The organism is Escherichia sp. E.sYA108 (assembly GCF_011754335.1).
Lineage (GTDB): Bacteria > Pseudomonadota > Gammaproteobacteria > Enterobacterales > Enterobacteriaceae > Escherichia > Escherichia coli.
The window spans coordinates 3,957,561-3,978,846 of record NZ_JAAQVZ010000001.1 but is presented as its reverse complement, the minus strand read 5'-3'; the positions used below and the strand labels follow the sequence as shown (position 1 = coordinate 3,978,846).

Here is a 21,286-nt window from a genome sequence, read left to right as displayed (position 1 = left end):
ACCATGCATCAGCCTCCCGTTCGCTTCACTTACCGCCTGCTGAGTTACCTGGTCAGTGCGATTATCGCCGGGCAGCCGTTGTTACCGGCTGTGGGGGCCGTCATCACCCCACAAAACGGGGCCGGAATGGATAAAGCGGCAAATGGTGTGCCGGTCGTGAACATTGCCACGCCGAACGGGGCCGGGATTTCGCATAACCGGTTTACGGATTACAACGTCGGGAAGGAAGGGCTGATTCTCAATAATGCCACCGGTAAGCTTAATCCGACGCAGCTTGGTGGACTGATACAGAATAACCCGAACCTGAAAGCGGGCGGGGAAGCGAAGGGTATCATCAACGAAGTGACCGGCGGTAAGCGTTCACTGCTGCAGGGCTATACGGAAGTGGCCGGCAAAGCGGCGAATGTGATGGTTGCCAACCCGTATGGTATCACCTGTGACGGCTGTGGCTTTATCAACACGCCGCACGCGACGCTCACCACGGGCAAACCTGTGATGAATGCCGACGGCAGCCTGCAGGCGCTGGAGGTGACTGAAGGCAGTATCACCATCAATGGCGCGGGCCTGGACGGCACCCGGAGCGATGCCGTATCCATTATTGCCCGTGCAACGGAAGTGAATGCCGCGCTTCATGCGAAGGATTTAACTGTCACTGCAGGCGCTAACCGTGTAACTGCAGATGGTCGTGTCAGAGCCCTGAAGGGCGAAGGTGATGTGCCGAAAGTTGCCGTTGATACCGGCGCTCTCGGTGGAATGTACGCCAGGCGTATTCATCTGACCTCCACTGAAAGTGGTGTCGGGGTTAATCTTGGTAACCTTTATGCCCGCGATGGCGATATCACCCTGGATGCCAGCGGCAGACTGACTGTCAACAACAGTCTCGCCACGGGGGCCGTCACTGCAAAAGGTCAGGGCGTCACCTTAACCGGCGACCATAAAGCGGGAGGTAACCTGAGCGTCAGCAGCCGGAGAGATATCGTTCTCAGCAATGGAACGCTTAACAGCGACAAGGACCTCAGCCTGACCGCCGGCGGCAGAATCACTCAACAGAATGAAAAACTGACTGCCGGCCGGGATGTAACGCTTGCCGCGAAAAACATCACACAGGATACCGCCAGCCAGATTAACGCGGCCCGCGATATCGTGACTGTCGCCAGTGACACGCTGACAACACAGGGACAGATAACCGCCGGGCAGAATCTCACGGCCAGCGCCACCACGCTGACGCAGGACGGAATATTGCTGGCGAAAAGTCATGCGGGACTCAATGCCGGTACGCTGAATAACAGTGGCGCCGTTCAGGGAGCTACCCTGACGCTCGGCAGTACAACGCTCAGCAACAGTGGCTCCCTGCTCAGTGGCGGTCCCCTGACCATGAATACCCGCGACTTTACCCAGAGCGGCCGCACTGGCGCGAAGGGCAAAGTGGATATCATGGCCAGTGGGAAACTGACCAGTACAGGTTTGCTGGTGAGCGATGATGCACTGGTGCTGAAGGCGCAGGATGTGACACAGAACGGTGTGCTGTCCGGCGGCAAAGGGCTGACGGTCAGTGCGCAGACGCTGAGCTCCGGTAAAAAATCGGTCACCCACAGCGATGCTGCGATGACGCTGAATGTGACAACAGTGGCGCTGGACGGGGAAACCAGTGCCGGTGACACCCTCCGGGTTCAGGCAGACAAACTGAGTACCGCAGCGGGCGCACAACTTCAGAGCGGCAAAAATCTCAGCATCAACGCCAGAGATGCACGTCTTGCAGGTACGCAGGCAGCACAACAGACCATGGTGGTGAACGCCAGTGAAAAGCTCACCCACAGCGGGAAAAGCAGTGCCCCGTCGCTCAGCCTCAGTGCGCCGGAACTGACCAGCAGCGGCGTACTTGTTGGTTCCGCCCTGAATACACAGTCACAGACCCTGACCAACAGCGGTCTGTTGCAGGGGGAGGCCTCACTCACCGTTAACACACAGAGGCTTGATAATCAGCAGAACGGCACGCTGTACAGTGCTGCAGACCTGACGCTGGATATACCGGACATCCGCAACAGCGGGCTTATCACCGGTGATAATGGTTTAATGTTAAATGCTGTCTCCCTCAGCAATCCGGGAAAAATCATCGCTGACACGCTGAGCGTCAGGGCGACCACGCTGGATGGTGACGGCCTGTTGCAGGGCGCCGGTGCACTGGCGCTTGCTGGCGACACCCTCTCACAGGGTAGTCACGGACGCTGGCTGACGGCGGACGACCTCTCCCTCCGGGGCAAAACACTGAATACCGCAGGGACCACGCAGGGACAGAATATCACCGTGCAGGCGGACAGATGGGCGAACAGTGGTTCCGTGCTGGCAACCGGTAACCTTACTGCTTCGGCAACCGGTCAGTTGACCAGTACCGGCGATATCATGAGCCAGGGTGACACCACGCTGAAAGCAGCCACCACGGACAACCGGGGCAGTCTGCTTTCGGCCGGCACGCTCTCCCTTGATGGAAATTCACTGGATAACCGCGGCACTGTCCAGGGTAACCATGTCACGATTCGCCAGAACAGTGTCACCAACAGTGGCACGCTCACCGGGATCGCCGCACTGACGCTTGCCGCCCGTATGGCATCCCCTCAACCTGCGCTGATGAATAACGGAGGTTCATTGCTGACCAGCGGCGATCTGACAATCACCGCAGGCAGTATTACCAGTTCCGGACACTGGCAGGGCAAACGGGTGCTGATCACCGCAGACAGTCTGGCAAACAGCGGGGCGATCCAGGCGGCTGACAGCCTGACTGCACGTCTGACGGGTGAGCTCGTCAGCACAGCGGGCAGCAAAGTCACCTCGAACGGTGAAATGGCGCTCAGTGCACTGAATTTAAGCAACAGCGGACAATGGATTGCAAAAAATCTGACCCTGAAGGCGAACTCACTGACCAGTGCGGGTGACATCACCGGTGTGGATACTCTCACGCTCACGGTGAATCAGACGCTGAACAATCAGGCGAACGGAAAACTGCTCAGTGCAGGTGTGCTGACGCTGAAGGCAGACAGTGTCACAAACGACGGGCAATTACAGGGAAATGTCACCACCATCACGGCAGGACAACTCACAAACGGCGGGCATCTGCAGGGCGAAACGCTGACGCTGACAGCCTCCGGTGGCGTGAACAACCGTTCCGGTGGTGTTCTGATGAGCCGGAATGCACTGAATGTCAGTACTGCGACCCTGAGTAACCAGAGCACGATACAGGGTGGAGGCGGGGTTTCCCTGAACGCCACAGACCGTCTGCAGAACGACGGCAAAATCCTCTCCGGCAGTAACCTCACGCTGACGGCGCAGGTGCTGGCGAACACCGGCAGCGGACTGGTACAGGCTGCCACCCTGCTGCTGGATGTGGTGAATACTGTCAACGGCGGACGCGTACTTGCCACCGGCAGTGCCGACGTTAAAGGAACCACGCTGAATAATACCGGTACGCTTCAGGGTGCGGACCTGCTGGTGAATTACCACACATTCAGCAACAGCGGTACCCTGCTGGGAACCTCCGGGCTTGGCGTCAAGGGCAGTTCACTGCTGCAAAATGGTACAGGGCGGCTGTACAGTGCAGGCAACCTGCTGCTTGACGCTCAGGACTTCAGTGGTCAGGGGCAGGTGGTGGCCACCGGTGATGTCACACTGAAACTGATTGCTGCCCTCACGAATCATGGTACCCTGGCCGCAGGGAAAACCCTTTCCGTCACGTCGCAAAATGCCATCACCAACGGCGGTGTCATGCAGGGTGATGCCATGGTGCTCGGTGCCGGAGAGGCATTCACCAACAATGGAACGCTGACTGCCGGTAAAGGCAACAGTGTTTTCAGCGCACAGCGTCTTTTCCTTAACGCACCGGGTTCACTTCAGGGCGGTGGCGATGTGAGTCTGAACAGCCGGAGTGATATCACCATCAGTGGTTTTACCGGCACGGCAGGCAGTCTGACAATGAATGTGGCCGGTACCCTGCTGAACAGTGCGCTGATTTATGCGGGGAATAACCTGAAGCTGTTTACAGACCGTCTGCATAACCAGCATGGTGATATCCTGGCCGGCAACAGTCTGTGGGTACAGAAGGATGCTTCCGGCGGTGCAAACACAGAGATTATCAATAATTCCGGGAATATTGAGACGCATCAGGGCGATATTGTTGTAAGAACCGGGCATCTTCTGAACCAGCGGGAGGGATTTTCTGCCACAACAACAACCCGGACTAACCCCTCATCCATTCAGGGAATGGGAAATGCTCTGGTTGATATTCCCCTTTCCCTTCTTCCTGACGGCAGCTATGGCTATTTCACCCGTGAAGTTGAAAATCAGCACGGTACGCCCTGCAACGGGCACGGGGCATGCAATATCACAATGGATACGCTTTATTATTACGCGCCGTTTGCTGACAGTGCCACACAGCGCTTTCTCAGCAGCCAGAACATCACAACAGTAACCGGTGCTGATAATCCGGCAGGCCGCATTGCGTCAGGGCGTAATCTTTCTGCTGAGGCTGAACGACTGGAAAACCGGGCGTCATTTATCCTGGCGAATGGGGATATCGCACTCTCGGGCAGAGAGTTAAGCAATCAGAGCTGGCAGACGGGGACAGAGAATGAATATCTGGTATACCGCTACGACCCGAAAACGTTTTACGGTAGCTATGCAACAGGCTCTCTGGATAAACTGCCCCTGCTGTCACCGGAATTTGAAAACAATACCATCAGATTTTCACTGGATGGCCGGGAAAAAGATTACACGCCCGGTAAGACGTATTATTCCGTTATTCAGGCGGGCGGGGATGTTAAGACCCGTTTTACCAGCAGTATCAATAACGGAACAACCACTGCACATGCAGGTAGTGTCAGTCCGGTGGTCTCTGCACCTGTACTGAATACGTTAAGTCAGCAGACCGGCGGAGACAGTCTGACACAGACAGCGCTGCAGCAGTATGAGCCGGTGGTGGTTGGCTCTCCGCAATGGCACGATGAACTGGCAGGTGCCCTGAAAAATATTGCCGGAGGTTCGCCACTGACCGGTCAGACCGGTATCAGTGATGACTGGCCACTGCCTTCCGGCAACAATGGATACCTGGTTCCGTCCACGGACCCGGACAGTCCGTATCTGATTACGGTGAACCCGAAACTGGATGGTCTCGGACAGGTGGACAGCCATTTGTTTGCCGGACTGTATGAGCTTCTTGGAGCGAAGCCGGGTCAGGCGCCACGTGAAACGGCTCCGTCGTATACCGATGAAAAACAGTTTCTGGGCTCATCGTATTTTCTTGACCGCCTCGGGCTGAAACCGGAAAAAGATTATCGTTTCCTGGGGGATGCGGTCTTTGATACCCGGTATGTCAGTAACGCGGTGCTGAGCCGGACGGGTTCACGTTATCTCAACGGACTGGGTTCAGACACGGAACAGATGCGGTATCTGATGGATAACGCGGCCAGACAACAGAAAGGACTGGGATTAGAGTTTGGTGTGGCGCTGACAGCTGAACAGATTGCTCAGCTTGACGGCAGCATACTGTGGTGGGAGTCAGTCACCATCAACGGACAAACAGTCATGGTCCCGAAACTGTATCTGTCGCCGGAAGATATCACCCTGCATAACGGCAGCGTTATCAGCGGGAACAACGTGCAACTTGCGGGCGGCAATATCACCAACAGCGGCGGCAGCATCAACGCACAGAACGACCTCTCGCTCGACAGTTCCGGCTATATCGACAACCTGAATGCGGGGCTGATAAGCGCGGGCGGTAGCCTGGACCTGAGCGCCATCGGGGATATCAGCAATATCAGCTCAGTCATCAGCGGTAAAACCGTACAACTGGAAAGCGTGAGTGGCAACATCAGCAATATCACCCGGCGTCAGCAATGGAATGCGGGCAGTGACAGCCAATATGGTGGTGTGCATCTCAGCGGTACGGACACCGGTCCGGTTGCGACCATTAAAGGCACTGATTCACTTTCGCTGGATGCAGGGAAAAACATTGATATTACCGGGGCAACGGTCTCGTCCGGTGGAGACCTTGGAATGTCTGCGGGTAATGATATCAACATTGCCGCAAACCTGATAAGTGGGAGCAAAAGTCAGTCCGGTTTCTGGCACACTGATGACAACAGTTCATCATCCACCACCTCACAGGGCAGCAGCATCAGCGCCGGCGGTAACCTGGCGATGGCTGCAGGCCATAATCTGGATGTCACGGCATCCTCTGTTTCTGCCGGGCACAGCGCCCTGCTTTCTGCAGGTAACGACCTGAGTCTGAATGCAGTCAGGGAAAGCAAAAACAGTCGCAACGGCAGGTCAGAAAGTCATGAAAGCCACGCAGCTGTGTCCACGGTGACAGCGGGCGATAACTTCCTCCTTGTTGCCGGTCGTGATATTGCCAGTCAGGCTGCCGGTATGGCTGCGGAAAATAACGTGGTCATCCGGGGCGGACGTGATGTGAACCTGGTGGCAGAGTCTGCCGGCGCAGGCGACAGCTATACGTCGAAGAAAAAGAAAGAGATTAACGAGACAGTCCGTCAGCAGGGAACGGAAATCGCCAGCGGTGGTGACACCACCGTCAACGCAGGACGGGATATCACCGCTGTTGCGTCATCCGTTACCGCAACCGGCAATATCAGCGTGAATGCCGGTCGTGATGTTGCCCTGACCACGGCGACAGAAAGTGACTATCACTATCTGGAAACGAAGAAAAAAAGCGGAGGTTTTCTCAGTAAGAAAACCACCCGCACCATCAGTGAGGACAGTGCCACCCGTGAAGCAGGCTCCCTGCTGTCGGGGAACCGCGTGACCGTTAACGCCGGTGATAACCTGACGGTAGAGGGTTCGGATGTGGTGGCTGACCGGGATGTGTCACTGGCGGCGGGTAACCATGTTGATGTTCTTGCTGCCACCAGTACAGATACGTCCTGGCGCTTTAAGGAAACGAAGAAATCCGGTCTGATGGGTACCGGCGGTATTGGTTTCACCATTGGCAGCAGTAAGACAACGCACGACCGGCGCGAGGCCGGGACAACGCAGAGTCAGAGTGCCAGCACCATCGGCTCCACTGCCGGTAATGTCAGTATTACCGCGGGCAAACAGGCTCATATCAGCGGTTCGGATGTGATTGCGAACCGGGATATCAGCATTACCGGTGACAGTGTGGTGGTTGACCCGGGGCATGACCGTCGTACTGTGGACGAAAAATTTGAGCAGAAGAAAAGCGGGCTGACGGTTGCCCTTTCCGGCACGGTGGGCAGTGCCATCAATAATGCGGTTACCAGTGCACAGGAGACGAAGGAGAGCAGTGACAGCCGTCTGAAAGCCCTGCAGGCCACAAAGACAGCGCTGTCTGGTGTGCAGGCCGGACAGGCTGCGACAATGGCCTCCGCAACCGGTGACCCGAATGCGATGGGAGTCAGCCTGTCGCTCACCACCCAGAAATCGAAATCACAACAACATTCTGAAAGTGACACAGTATCCGGCAGTACGCTGAATGCCGGGAATAATCTGTCTGTTGTCGCAACCGGTAAAAACAGGGGCGATAACCGCGGAGATATTGTGATTGCCGGAAGCCAGCTTAAGGCCGGTGGTAACACAAGCCTGGATGCCGCGAATGATATTCTGTTGAGTGGCGCCGCAAACACACAAAAAACAACGGGCAGGAACAGCAGCAGTGGCGGTGGCGTGGGTGTCAGTATCGGTGCCGGTGGTAACGGTGCCGGTATCAGCGTCTTTGCCGGCGTTAATGCGGCAAAAGGCAGCGAGAAAGGTAACGGTACTGAGTGGACTGAAACCACAACAGACAGCGGTAAAACCGTCACCATCAACAGTGGTCGGGATACGGTACTGAACGGTGCTCAGGTCAACGGCAACAGGATTATCGCCGATGTGGGCCACGACCTGCTGATAAGCAGCCAGCAGGACACCAGTAAGTACGACAGTAAACAGACCAGCGTGGCTGCCGGCGGCAGTTTTACCTTTGGCTCCATGACCGGCTCAGGTTACATCGCTGCCTCCCGGGATAAGATGAAGAGCCGCTTTGACTCCGTTGCTGAACAAACCGGAATGTTTGCCGGTGATGGTGGCTTCGACATTACAGTGGGCAGACATACCCAACTGGATGGTGCGGTGATTGCCTCCACTGCCACACCGGATAAAAACCACCTGGATACCGGAACGCTGGGGTTCAGTGACCTTCACAACGAAGCGGATTATAAAGTCAGTCACAGTGGAATCAGTCTGAGCGGTGGTGGCAGCTTCGGGGATAAATTTCAGGGTAACATGCCGGGTGGCATGATATCCGCCGGAGGTCACAGCGGACATGCGGAAGGAACGACTCAGGCCGCAGTGGCAGAAGGCACTATCACCATCCGGGACAGGGACAATCAGAAGCAGAATCTGGCGAACCTGAGCCGTGACCCTGCGCACGCTAATGACAGTATCAGCCCGATATTTGACAAGGAGAAAGAGCAGAGGCGTCTGCAGACAGTGGGGCTTATCAGTGACATAGGCAGTCAGGTGGCGGATATTGCGCGTACACAGGGAGAACTGAATGCGTTGAAGGCCGCGAAGGAAGCAACCGGCGAAACACTTCCTGCTAATGCAACAGAGAAACAACGTCAGGAATATCTTGCGAAACTGCGTGACACGCAGGCTTACAGGAATGAAATGGCGAAGTATGGTACCGGCAGTGAAATTCAGCGGGGTATCCAGGCCGCGACAGCGGCGCTTCAGGGGCTGGCGGGGGGTAATTTAGCAGGTGCTCTGGCCGGAGCTTCAGCACCGGAACTGGCACATCTGCTGAAATCAACAGAAAAAGACCCGGCAGTAAACGCCATTGCTCACGCCATTCTGGGCGGCGCAGTGGCGGCAATGCAGGGTAATAATGTCGCTGCCGGTGCAGCAGGCGCAGCAACGGGAGAGCTGGCAGCCAGAGCGATTACCGGAATGCTGTATCCTGGCGTGAAGCAGTCAGACCTCAGTGAAGAGCAGAAGCAGACGATAAGTACGCTGGCAACTGTGTCAGCAGGGCTGGCCTGCGGTCTTACCGGAAACAGCACCGCATCAGCAGCAGTGGGAGCACAAAGCGGGAAGAATGCTGTTGAGAATAACTCACTCAGTGATGGCTGGAACAATATCCTGCCATCAGGAACACAGGATTACGGACAGGCCGTAGCCTCGTGGAATCAGTATGCTCAGGACAATAATCTGACACCGGAGCAGGTTCAAGAAGGGATGAATCGTATAGCTATTGGTGAAGGGCCTTCTTGGGGGACAACATATAAAGTACACCCGGTAGTTCAGGCTGGCGGTGATGTTAGCTTTATCCGGGGTTATACTTTAAGCGGAACTATAGATGACAATCATATTTCAGTTAATCAAGGGGATATTTATAGTATAGGTGCTCATGGCGGAGCCTCGATCGGATTATCCTTTGGCCCGTATTTCCCGGGATTAATAAATTCAAATGATAACGATTATTCGATAAATGGTGGTTTTGGCGTTGGTGCAGTGGGGCTTTCTACGGGTAAAGATGGTGTTAGTTTCACTTTTGGTTTTGGCCCAAGTTGGGGTTGGAGTGCAACTGAAATTAAAGGCGTTGACGTTAATGGCACTTCAACAAGTGAGGTTTATCGATATGATTTTAAATAATTTTTATAGTTTACTATTTTTATTGATGCTTGCGCTGTCAATATTTTCCTTCACAGTGCTATTTGCTTTGTTTATATATAAAGATCTCGGTGGTGTAAAATTTGCCCGGGACTCTTTTTTGTTTTTTGATTATATATTTTTTAGTTCTGACATGAGAGCAAATGCCTCTGCACTATCGGTTATCTGTGTTTTTATATTTGGATTGGCTTTTGATCATAATCGTAATCCACTTGTTAAGAATTACTTGGTCGATATAGTATGGTTTTTAGGTGTTGTTTTATTTTTTATACACTGTCGTTTTTTTTCTAATCTGGAATATGGTAAGACAAAAATTATTTTTGTAAGAGAGCTTTTTTTCAACCTAAAAATAAAACTAAGGTTAATATTTTTATGGTTGTCACGATTATTATTCATCATATTGATATTAAATCGTTTTTATCGTTGATTTGTTGTTGAGAATAATTTACTTGGCGGTAGTGAATATGCTCATGCTGCGTGGATACGCCAGCATGGTATCGACATGGCGACATGTACAGAAAACTCTTCCGGTGCCGCCTGCCAGAAAGCAATGAATGAGAGGGATGCTGTAGGGCTGGCTTTGGCAACAGGTACTGTGGCACTACTCCCCGGTAGTGCTCAGGTAATGTGGGGACTTGGAGCAAGTGCGAATGCTGGTATCAGTTATCTGGCTGATGGTACTGTAGATCCGGCAAACGCAGCCATTGCAGGCTGGGGGAATGTGTTCAGCATGGGTAATGGCCTGGCGGGGACTGTGGGCTGGAATGCTGCAGGTGGTGCGCTGGGTAACTGGATCGGCAACAAAGATCCTCTGTCTGGTGCAATTTCAAATGGTATCGGTTCTGCTGCTGGGTATGGTATCGGTAAAGGTATTACTTAGGGGACAGATAAGATTACGAATGCTGTAGGAAAATGGGTGACAAATGGCTGGGATCCTAAGTACGATCCAACATGGATAAAATATGCTGAAGTAAATCGTAACGATATCATTCGAGAAGGCATGAAACCGAGCAATATTCCTGGAACTGCTGGAGATATTGGCGGTTCTATAGGATCCGAGCTAGGTGGAAAAGTAACAGATAAAGTATCTGAGGAACTCAAGAAATGAAATATTCTTTTCGAGTGGTAATAGGTAAGTTTATTATATGCAGTTCAATTCTCTTATTGTGTTTTATTGGCATGATCTTAGCGGCCATAATAACTAAACTAACGTTTGTAGCGTTAGCATGGTTTCAAAGCGGGATTTTTGAAGTTTTGTGGAGCGATATTGTTTATGCTGCTCAGTTGGGTGGTCTGGGGGGGGGGCATATTAGGTTTTTGTTGGGTTTTGTTATATCTTTTTAGGGCAAAGGGCTTTAGTTGAGAATAACTACCTGAGCGTGTCTGAAAAGACAGAACTTGAGATAGCAAAACAGACGCTTAAAAACAGTAAAGATCCGGCAGAACGTGAAAAGGTACAGCAGAAATATGATGCATTGCTTGAAAAAGATATTGCCAGTGATAAGGAGGTTATTGCTGCCTGCAGTAATGGTAATGCGGGGAGTTCAGCGTGTGCTAGCGCAAGGCTGAAAGTTATTGCGTCGAAAGAAGGGTACGAAGATGGCCCTTATAAGAGACTGTAATTAAAATTGTGTAATTGCCTGTTTTTGATATGTTCACTCCAACAACGGAGACAGGCAAACGATGGACGAAAAGAAACTTAAAGCCCTTGCGGCTGACTGGCCAAAGGCCTTAAAACCGAAGCCGACCTCAACCAGTTTTCACGCATGTTGACAAAGCTTACCGTCGAAACGGCGCTCAATGCAGAACTGACTGACCATCTCGGTCATGAGAAAAATGCTCCTAAATCAGGCTCTAATACCCGTAATGGCTACTCGTCAAAAACGGTATTGTGCGATGATGGCGAGATCGAACTTAACACGCCGCGTGACCGTGAAAATACCTTCGAACCGCAACTAATTAAGAAGCATCAGACACGCATCACCCAGATGGACAGCCAGATTTTGTCCCTGTATGCCAAAGGCATGACTACGCGGGAAATCGTTGCCACGTTCAAAGAAATGTACGACGCCGATGTCTCGCCCACGCTGATATCCAAAGTGACCGATGCGGTTAAAGAGCAGGTCTCTGAATGGCAAAATCGACCGTTGGATGCACTGTATCCCATTGTTTATCTTGACTGTATTGTGGTTAAGGTTCGTCACGGCGGGAGTGTCATTAACAAAGCGGTGTTCCTCGCGCTGGGCATCAATACCGACGGTCAGAAAGAGCTGCTGGGTATGTGGCTGGCAGAAAATGAAGGTGCAAAGTTCTGGCTGGGTGTACTGACTGAGCTGAAAAATCGTGGCCTTCAGGACATCCTGATTGCCTGCGTGGACGGCCTGAAAGGCTTCCCGGAAGCGATAAATAGCGTGTACCCGCAGACGCATATTCAGCTCTGCATCATCCATATGGTGCGCAACAGCCTGAAATTCGTGTCGTGGAAGGATTACAAAGCCGTCACCAGCGGGCTGAAAGCGGTATATCAGGCCCCGACAGAGGAAGCGGCGTTGATGGCGTTGGATAAGTTTGCAGGCGTCTGGGATGAAAAATACCCGCAAATCAGCAAGAGCTGGCGCACACACTGGGAAAATCTCAACACCTTCTTCGGTTACCCACCGGATATCCGCAAGGCCATCTACACGACGAATGCCATCGAATCGCTGAACAGCGTCATTCGGCAGGCGATAAAGAAGCGCAAGGTGTTCCCAACGGACGACTCGGTGCGAAAAGTGATTTATCTGGCGATACAGTCGGCGTCAAAAAAATGGAGTATGCCAATCCAGAACTGGCGGCTGGCAATGAGCCGTTTTATTATCGAGTTTGGTGACCGCCTTAGCGAGCACCTTTAATACGGCGGCAGTTACACAGAATTATTTACAGGGTCGACTGGGAACATATTCAGGCAGTGTATCTGAATCCAGAAAAGAAACAGCATAATGTAATTTTATTACAAAAGGCGACAATTAGCTTGAAAAACGCCGTTATTGGGTGTTCTACTACCATGAAAATACGCATTTTTCACACCGCACATTACGAAACTCGCATCACGGAGAATGAAAGCTATCAGACACTGGTTGCTATTTTTGACCACAGAAGGTAGTGCTGTTTACCGCCAGAGCTGTGCTGGCGGGGAGCGAATCCGAACCATGTCGATAATTGTCACCGGCCAGAGAACTATGTGGCATCAATTTTGCTGAAAAATACTGCAGCAATCAGAGGACTGACGCCCGGGATTTTTAAACAAATTCAGTTTTCATCGTAGTATCACTTTATCAGCCAAGTCATAAAGTTCAGCTGTATTTTGGGAGGTAAAGCGATATTATGATTATATTTTATGTTTGATAGAAATATTTCAGGGCAGATACAATACCATGGGTATAATTCAGTTTTTTCAGACACAAACAAAAATAACTATTGGATACATTATTTCTGTCACAGCTTTCTTGTTTTGAGTAACCATAAACCAAATATTCTCTAAGAGCCACTATTGTTTTTTCACTTCTGATTGGTGATATTTCAATCAGAAGCGAAAAGTGCTCATCATTTACACTTGCTCGTTGTAATCCTGAATTATATGTTTTTTTTGCATAAGAAGAATAACGCATATACACACTCACCAACTTGTATTTATAAAATCATTTTGTAATTCATTATGTAATGAAATCACCTTACTCCCCTTCAAGTTATAAGACATGAAAGAATAATTTTTTTGCAATGTAAGTTTTTACAAAACATGAATAATATATTCATGGCTCATACAGAACTACCATAAGAAGGATGATTAAGAAAATACTGTTTTATATTTTAAGAATCTCTGAGAAAGGCTGCCTTCCGGCAGCCTTTCCCCCACATCAGAACATATACCGGAAATTTGCGTTTACCGCATTATCCACGTTATATTTACCAAAGGCTGACTTCTCAAACTCCAGACCAAAGCGCATATTGTCCTTTATCTGCGCATTCATACCAACATTAAACAGCATCCGGCTGTCTTTCTCGCCTTTTATCCGTTTCTCCCCGGACGCATCACGCAGTACCGTCTCACCATTATTCAGTAGGTCAAACTGCCAGCTGGTCCCGGCACGGGCCGTCACACTCCAGTCCTTACCACTGAAGGTCTTGCCCAGTTCAATCCCTGTTCTTCCAATCAGCGGACTGAAGTCCCTGTTCTTCATGCTCAGGTCCATATCACCGTCTTTCCAGCGGAATGTTTTCCCGGACACGGCGCCGTAAACCAGTTCAGCCTGCGGCTCAATGAACGTTTCCTCTGTCAGGTGATAGCGGTAACCCGTTTCAGCACCGGCATACCAGGAATGGGTGTTGTAGTGTTTCGTTCCCAGACCGGCAAAGTTACCTGTGTAATCATTGTCATGGTGAATATATTTACCAATCAAATCGATATAGGCACCGGACTCAAACAATGCTGAAGCATACAGACCGCCCCCCACCGATTTCGTCTTGCCGCTGAACGCATGGCTGTCTGCACTGCTGTCGGTATAGGTCATCGTGACACCGGTAAACAGGTCCACTCCGTCCAGTTCATGTTTTTTGTCAAAGCCGACCTGAACATGGGTGTAATTATCACTGTAACCACCGTCTGCAGAACCGGCACCACTCATGATGCGCGCCCAGGCTCCGGCATCACCGTTTGTGTCACGCAGGTCACCCATACGTTTGTTCAGATTGTTGACTTCCGTCATGAAGTTTTTATACCCGGCATTCATGAAACTGTCAGCCTTCGCGGCAGCGGCTTTATCAGCCTCCGCTTTAAAACCGTCCAGTATCCACTTCGTATTGCCACCACTGGTGTCAACATGCAGGGTTGGAGTCACCCGACTGAAACCTATCATCCGGGTGCCGGCCTTAAACATCTCTGCTGAAGTTCCCGCCGGTGCCGTGACCAGAGGAATATTCAGGGACTGTCCCTGAGCCGGATCCTTCATAAAGCTGACGTTCAGGCTGTTATCTGAACCCGTGGCTTTTTCAGTCACATTAATTTTATCGGCATTTTTCAGGTCCGTACGCAGAACAAAATCACTGCCTGTTGCATCCAGTTTATTCACCGTCAGGGTACGGAAAGTACGGTCTCCTTCAGAACTGATACGGCTGTTTCTGACGGTAAGAGTGTGGATGGCGGAGTCCCCACCCAGAGTCCACAGTGCATTATGCATACTGACATCAGCCCTGCCACCGGTTATGGCACCATTGAATGCTGCGTTATAGCCCTCAAGAAGACTGCCGGCAAACGCCGATGCAGTCGTTTCCGCAGAAGCCAGTTCTGCCGGCGTGTCAGACCCGATGGTAACTGTTGATGCCGCAGAGGCATGAATATCACCGGAAGCATGTGCTCCACGGGTAATTTCCAGTGTTGCGTTATCGCCGGTCAGGTCATATCCGTCCGTCAGATATACAGCAGGGGCATACTGGTTAGCCGTATCTTTAACCGGTGTACCGCTCAGGGTGATTTTGCTGTTCTTACCGGCCTGAATATGCCCGTCGCTGAAAAGACCGTTCAGTGCTGTAAGATGACCGCCATCATGCACTGTCAGTGAACTGCCGGCAAAAGCACCCGGGGCTGTTAACAGGACGTCCGGAGAGGTGATACTGACGGCACTGTCATAAGCTTCAATCCCTCCGGTGAACCGGCTGCCGATATCCAGGGTTGAGTTATGGTCCAGCGTAATATTCCCTTCATACTGGCTCCTGTCATTCACGGTGTCCGGGACAGAGGTACCTTCCTCCAGAATGACATAATTTCCTGTTCCGTCATTTTTATCCACAAATACCCTGTCACTTCCCAGTGTGATATGGCTGTTATCCGACTTAATGTCACTGTTCAGCGAGGCGTTACGTGAAAGATGGAAGTCAGCATCTTTCAGCGACAGTGTTTTCATTATGAACTGGCGGTTTTCCCAGTCTTTCTGGTTCAGGCTGACCGGCGCACTGCCACTGACGGAGGCGTGGATAACCGGATGCCCCTGGAATATCAGGGTGCCACTGTCCTCACTCAGGGTACCTTCCGGCAGGTTCACGCTACCATCAAGGATGACCTTTCTTCCCCCCGGCAGCTGTGGAATGGTGACATCCATATTCCCGGTCAGCTGACCATGAAAGATAACGGGTTGTTTTGCCCGCCCGGCCAGGATCCGGTCTTTTACTGTCTGAACTGCTTTGTTTTTGTCCGTGCCAACAAATTCCCACTGAGCCGGGTCATTCAGGCTGTTCCCCCACAGGGTGTTACCATAGCTGGCAGATTTCAGAATATAGAAGCGGGTCTGGCCGTTGAGTATCATGCTGTATAGGTTTCCCGGTGTGCCGGTACCGCCAAAGGGGGATATACTGCCAATCGGAACACTGACATTTGTATCCTGAGCCTTAAGATCCAGTAAAAGCCGGGATTTTTGCTGTGCATTATTTGTAATCACCGCCCCGTAATCGGCAGCCTGCAGTCGGGTGAAGGTAACGGCATTACCATTAAGGTCAAGCTTACCTCCCCGGTATCCCCATGAAATGTTATCCGGATTGACCTGACGGGCATCTCCGAGCACCACGGTCGGTCGTCCGCTGGCGAGGTTCACGGAACTGAAGGCCTGAACATTACCTGCAGTGTCTGCCTGCTGGTTAAGTACAACGGTACCGTCTCCCGTTTTCAGTCCTCCCGGGTTTACACCTGTTCCGTTTATGGTCAGGGTTCCTTCCCCCAATTTATGCAGGTTGTCACCGGCAACCCCGTTGACCTTCCAGGTCACATTCGTCCCCTTGTCAGTAATAATGCCGGCACCCGTCCAGGTTTTTCCGGATTCAGCAGATACGGTGTAACTGTCTTTAAATTCGAGATAACCGGCCCCCTGAGTCACACTGTCTTTCAGGACAATTGCACCGTTCTGCCCGCTGAATACCAGATTTTTACCGGCATTGAGATCATTGTCTTTCTGCCCGTGCATGGTCCAGTTTTTACTGCCCTGGCTCAGGGTGCCTGTGCCTGATGTTTTGTCGTATGTCCAGTTCAGGGGGGGCAGTCCGGAAACAAAGTCCACGGGGGCATCGAAATCGTCCTGCATAACCTGGTTCAGATAATCTGTTGGTATGACATTCCACCAGTTCGTAGCACCATTAATACCTGCATATGCTCTTAATACAGCAACAATAACCCATTTTTTTTGTTGTTCATCATAAGCAAACAAAGGAGAACCACTGTCCCCAGGGGCACCATAGTCAGGTAAAGGTCCGTTTACAGGATTATAGGTTTGCCCGGGATTAGAGACTATTGTTGCATCAGATATCAGAGGAACTCCTGTGGTTCCTCCTGTTTTAAAAGCATATCCGCCGGCAACCTTAACTAAATTTCCGTCCTTGTCCTTAGTGTACTGCGTACCACTACCCACCCGATAAAAAGCGGTGTAACGTTCAGTGTCTTTATAAGCATTGGCTTTGGTTCCTTCTGATGTTATCGCTGAGGGAATAACTTCTGTAACCAGTTTATTCAGACGTGGAGCATGGAAGTCAACAGAAGAGTGGTTATTACGGTCAACAAGGGAATATGTATTTTTCCCATTACCAAAGCTCACACTCTGATATCCTCCGTTATGCTTTACGCTGACGATATATTGAGGTGATACAAGCGTAGCAACGCCATTTGAGCTCACACTGCTGAAATCGGCCATTGGGGCTTTATCCAGTCTCCCCACAAGTTTTCCGTCCTTATCATATACCGGAATATCTGTGGCACCAGGTACAAAAAGCCCTTTGTTTTCAGCGAAATCACGATAAATCTGATAGGCAATATCGGAACGGACAATGCCCGCCTGGGATATCTGAGGGTAATACAGATAGACTGCTGGAATGCCAGCCAGAAGAATATGCGTTAATCTTCGGCATGTCTTTTTTATTACCCTGCTGGCAAGTTCAGAGACAACAATAAGTCCCCCGGTGACAGGGCAATATTTAAGAGAATAAACTTTATTCACTGCGGACTCTCCATGATGTTTAAGTACTAATGATAACCAGACGTTATCACCCGGGCGGAAAATATAGTGACTGCATTAATGTATTTTTGTGATGTCTGTTACATAGTGAAATACTTTTCGTTTGCTTACAAAATTACCGCTCCTGCAATTTTTTTCACATATGCGGTATTGTTTTTATATGTTTTTATTACTGCCACCATTAATTATACTCGTGATTTTTACTTATAAAAAATAAACATAACCCATCTAATTTTATAACATTGTTACCCTGGGTATTTACTTAAGAGTATTACCAGAGGGTGATTTTATCCGGATATGACAAGTATAGGTTGCCTCATTCAGTATTCATAAATTATGTTTACCACGGAGTACCCGACTTCCTCATCGATTGTCCTCGGATGACTATTTTTATTGTAAATGTAATTGAGATACTACAGCATTTTGTTTAAATGCCATTCTGTTCATAATCACTTGTGCGATGTGCATAACACCTTAAGTTTTTAACGACTTTCTCGCTGAAATACTATTTTAAAACTTCATTTTATGTCTATATCTTTTAATGGGGTAATGTTAAATAAAAATTTATTTTTTTATTGGTGATAAAGAATGAAAATGCATGCAACAACCGGCTTTTATTGTCATTGTCATTTGTAAGATTCAAAAAAATCGGACATTTCTTATAATTTCCCAGTGATAATAATAAGAAATAATAAATATTTTATTATTGTTACCTTCTTTTGTTGTGATGAGCATCACAATTTATTCCTGAATCAATTCATTATGTATTTGAATTAGTTAAAACGTGCGCTTAACGCGCAAGCTTTCCGTTTCCAAGACTGCCTGGGTATGGTGAATCAGGTCTAACGGCGCTTGCAAGGCCAACAATCAACGAATTAAGCGCCAGACGTATGGTCAAAAGTAGTGGAGTAGAAAAGGGGGAATTATTTGTTGGAGTGCAAATTCGCCAGCTGGTACTCCCTTTCCCTCTGGAAGCTCCCTTGTGCGTACCTCTCCGCCTTTCTCCCTTCGGGAAGCGTAGCGCTTTCTCATAGCTCACGCTGTTGGTATCTCATTTTGGTACAGGTCGTTCGCTGCAAGCTGGGCTGTGTGCACGCTCCGTTCGCAAGCTTGCCTGCTGGTTATACCTGATGATGAAATTATTCTGACTCAGAATGTGTTATCTTTGTTACAGAAATATTGCTCTCATTAATAAGCAGCGGTGTCCAGCTAATCACTAGAACTTTGCGGTATTACTCTGTTTCCTGCGTGGTCCTAGATTTGTTCCGGATAAAAACAATTCTCCTCTCTGTGGAGTTGTATCCAGGATGAGATATACGTCTCCGTCCTGAAAAAGCAAGTAATTAATCAAAAATGTATTTTGGTTCCATACATATAGTATGTAATATCATTCAGACGCTTACTTAACTTATTTTTAGCATGCGGTATACTCTACCGCGATAATGCAACCGTACAATATTGTGATTGTGCGCTTCCCAAACGCTGCTCTGTGACTATCTCATCATTATTTGTCAACGACGGATGAAAAGTAGCTCTTCCGCAACCTGGGTGGAAGAAAATGGATGAAACTTTCTGGTGAACAAGGATCTAAGCTGTTTTCAGTTATGGGCAACGCAATGCACTCTCTTAAGACACTTCTACAGTTACCTTGCGGATGGTAATGCAGTCGACAAATTATTAGATCTGACGGTATAACCCTCCATCTCCGCGGAAAACGCAAAACAGCGCAATGTCCTGAATGCTTTAAGCGTAGCGATTCTGTTCATAGTTGTCCCCGGCGCCGGATACAGCATCTACCCTGCACAGGCCAGACGCTATGGCTTGTATTTTCCGTCCGCCACTGGTACTGCCGTAACCCGGCTTGTTCACGTAAAATTTTTGCCGGGTCGCTTGCTCCCTTAGCCAGTTCACACCAGCAGTCTTCACAGTCGTTACAAAATTTACAGCGTCAGATGGGATTAATAGCCGGAGGTGAGGCTGGAAAACGGGCAGCAACGACAGTGGGTCTCCGTTGCAGTGCAGATACTCTTCTTCGCAGGCTTATAATACCCTGGAGACGAAACTGTCAGGCTCGCCCCATGTCGGTATTGATGAGTGGCGTGGCATCGGGGCCACTGCTGCGGTATGTTAATAGTCAATCTTGATACTCACCGTCCCCTCGTCCTGTTGCACGGTCGCGATCAGCATACGCTGGCGACCTGGTTCAGAAAATATCCGGAAATACAGGTTGTCTCGCGTGATCGCTGCGGAATCAATGCGACAGCAGCACGTGAAGGTGCACCTCAGGCCAGACAGGTAGCTGAACGATGGCTTCTGCTAAACAATATTGGCGATGCGCCTGAACGAATGATGTACAGACATATGACTCTGATACGTCTTGTTACCAGTTAGTTGTCACCAAAGGAATAACCCGGGGCAAAACCATCTGTGCCTGCAGTATCGCTCCGTCGTCCGGAACGCCTTAAACAGCAAACCCGCAAAAAACGGCATCAGCTTTGGACAGAGGTTATGGCCCTGCATAACAAGGGATGTAGTTTCAGGGAAATATCCCGTATTACAGGCCTGTCGCGTGTGACAGTCAGTCGCAGGGGGCGTTCAGGAACATTCCCTGAAATGTCAACCCGGCCTCCAAAGCGAGGGCTTCTGGACCCATGGAGGGAGTGGTTAAAAGAGCAACGAGAAAGTGGTAATTATAACGCCAGCAGGATATGGCGGGAAATGGTGGCCAGGGGGGTACAGGCAGTGAAACCATCGTCAGGGATGCTGTTGCCAAATCGCGTAAAGGCTGGATCCCACCGGTTACTACTGCCGTCAGACTTCCTTCAGACTTCCTTCAGTGTCCCGGGTAAGCCACTGGTTAATAATCAGGGGTGAAGAAAATTATGCTTCCCGATTTATTAGTCTGATGTGTGAAAAAGAACCGGAGCTGAAAATAGCGCAGCAACTGGTACTCGAGTTCTACCGTATTCTGAAAACCCAAAATAAATCACAGCTAAGCAGCTTGTTCACTCGAGTCCACGAAAGCGGCTCAGCAGAACTTCGGTGCGTGGCTGCGGGGATGGAAGCTGATGCTGCGGCTATATGTGAGGCAATCAGCAGTCGCTGGAGTAATGGTGTTGTCGAAGGTCATGTAAATCGCCTGAAGATGTTGAAACGCCAGATGTATGGTCGAGCCGGATTTGAACTACTCAAACAGAGGGTAATGAGTCCACTGGCATGAGAATCTCCACCCAGGTTGCAGAAGAGCCACTTTTCCAGTTCTGCATCAGTAAGTGGAGGTGTTTTTTGAGATTTTGTCATGTCTTTGCTCCGGCCTGGTTTTATGTTCAGAAGACCTTCTTCACCCAGTGCCGGATAACGGATTCATTTGAGATATTAAACCGTGCAGCGGCCTCGCGCGTGGTAAGTTCTTCACTCAGAGACTTCAGGACAACCGTCAGTCGAAACTCAGGAGTGTGGAGGTCATTTTTCCATGTGATACGATCAATATCGTGGAGTTACCAGTCTCTTACCTTACCCAGCAGATGTTTTTTCAACACCAAAACGTTTAGCGATACGACGTGCGCCATCGTGTCTGGAAAGATAAT

General features: G+C 50.1%; 7 protein-coding genes and 4 pseudogenes. 8 read left to right on the top strand and 3 right to left on the bottom strand.

Going from position 1 to position 21,286, the window contains the following annotated elements; all coding sequences use genetic code 11:
• Positions 1 to 3 precede the first annotated feature (3 nt).
• The 6 genes and pseudogenes from cdiA to HBM92_RS19030 all read left to right on the top strand — a co-directional run bounded on the left by cdiA (position 4) and on the right by HBM92_RS19030 (position 12,563).
• A complete protein-coding gene (cdiA, locus tag HBM92_RS19055; protein ID WP_000554183.1) occupies positions 4 to 9,654 on the top strand; it encodes a contact-dependent inhibition effector tRNA nuclease in 9,651 nt (3,216 codons plus the stop codon).
• A complete protein-coding gene (locus HBM92_RS19050; RefSeq protein ID WP_001207945.1) occupies positions 9,611 to 10,099 on the top strand; it encodes a hypothetical protein in 489 nt (162 codons plus the stop codon). Before cdiA ends, HBM92_RS19050 begins: the two co-directional genes overlap by 44 nt.
• A 75-nt stretch (positions 10,100 to 10,174) precedes the next feature.
• Entirely contained in the window at positions 10,175 to 10,552 is a 378-nt protein-coding gene (locus HBM92_RS19045) for a hypothetical protein (RefSeq protein ID WP_001313590.1), read from the top strand.
• Positions 10,553 to 10,588: 36 nt separating this feature from the next.
• Positions 10,589 to 10,780 (top strand): hypothetical protein, encoded by a 192-nt coding sequence (locus tag HBM92_RS19040; protein ID WP_000181305.1) that lies wholly within the window; start codon positions 10,589 to 10,591, stop codon positions 10,778 to 10,780.
• Positions 10,781 to 11,030: 250 nt separating this feature from the next.
• Positions 11,031 to 11,282 (top strand): annotated as a pseudogene (locus HBM92_RS19035) (DUF6862 domain-containing protein); the annotation flags it as partial.
• Between the two features lie 73 nt (positions 11,283 to 11,355).
• Positions 11,356 to 12,563, top strand: a pseudogene (locus HBM92_RS19030) (IS256-like element ISEc39 family transposase).
• Between the two features lie 483 nt (positions 12,564 to 13,046).
• Here HBM92_RS19030 and HBM92_RS19025 read toward each other — a convergent pair.
• Complete coding sequence (locus HBM92_RS19025; protein ID WP_001270785.1) at positions 13,047 to 13,319, bottom strand: PapB/FocB family fimbrial expression transcriptional regulator; 273 nt, start codon at positions 13,317 to 13,319, stop codon at positions 13,047 to 13,049.
• Positions 13,320 to 13,565: 246 nt separating this feature from the next.
• A complete protein-coding gene (pic, locus tag HBM92_RS19020; protein ID WP_001045652.1) occupies positions 13,566 to 17,681 on the bottom strand; it encodes a serine protease autotransporter toxin Pic in 4,116 nt (1,371 codons plus the stop codon).
• 1,105 nt (positions 17,682 to 18,786) lie between these two features.
• On the opposite strand from pic, the pseudogene HBM92_RS19015 reads away from it, so the two are divergent.
• Positions 18,787 to 19,009 (top strand): annotated as a pseudogene (locus tag HBM92_RS19015) (hypothetical protein); the annotation flags it as partial.
• 363 nt (positions 19,010 to 19,372) lie between these two features.
• Positions 19,373 to 20,919, top strand: a pseudogene (locus tag HBM92_RS19010) (ISL3 family transposase).
• Between the two features lie 106 nt (positions 20,920 to 21,025).
• Here the strand turns inward: HBM92_RS19010 and HBM92_RS25910 are convergent.
• Positions 21,026 to 21,139 (bottom strand): hypothetical protein, encoded by a 114-nt coding sequence (locus tag HBM92_RS25910; protein ID WP_170989054.1) that lies wholly within the window; start codon positions 21,137 to 21,139, stop codon positions 21,026 to 21,028.
• Positions 21,140 to 21,286: the final 147 nt, after the last annotated feature.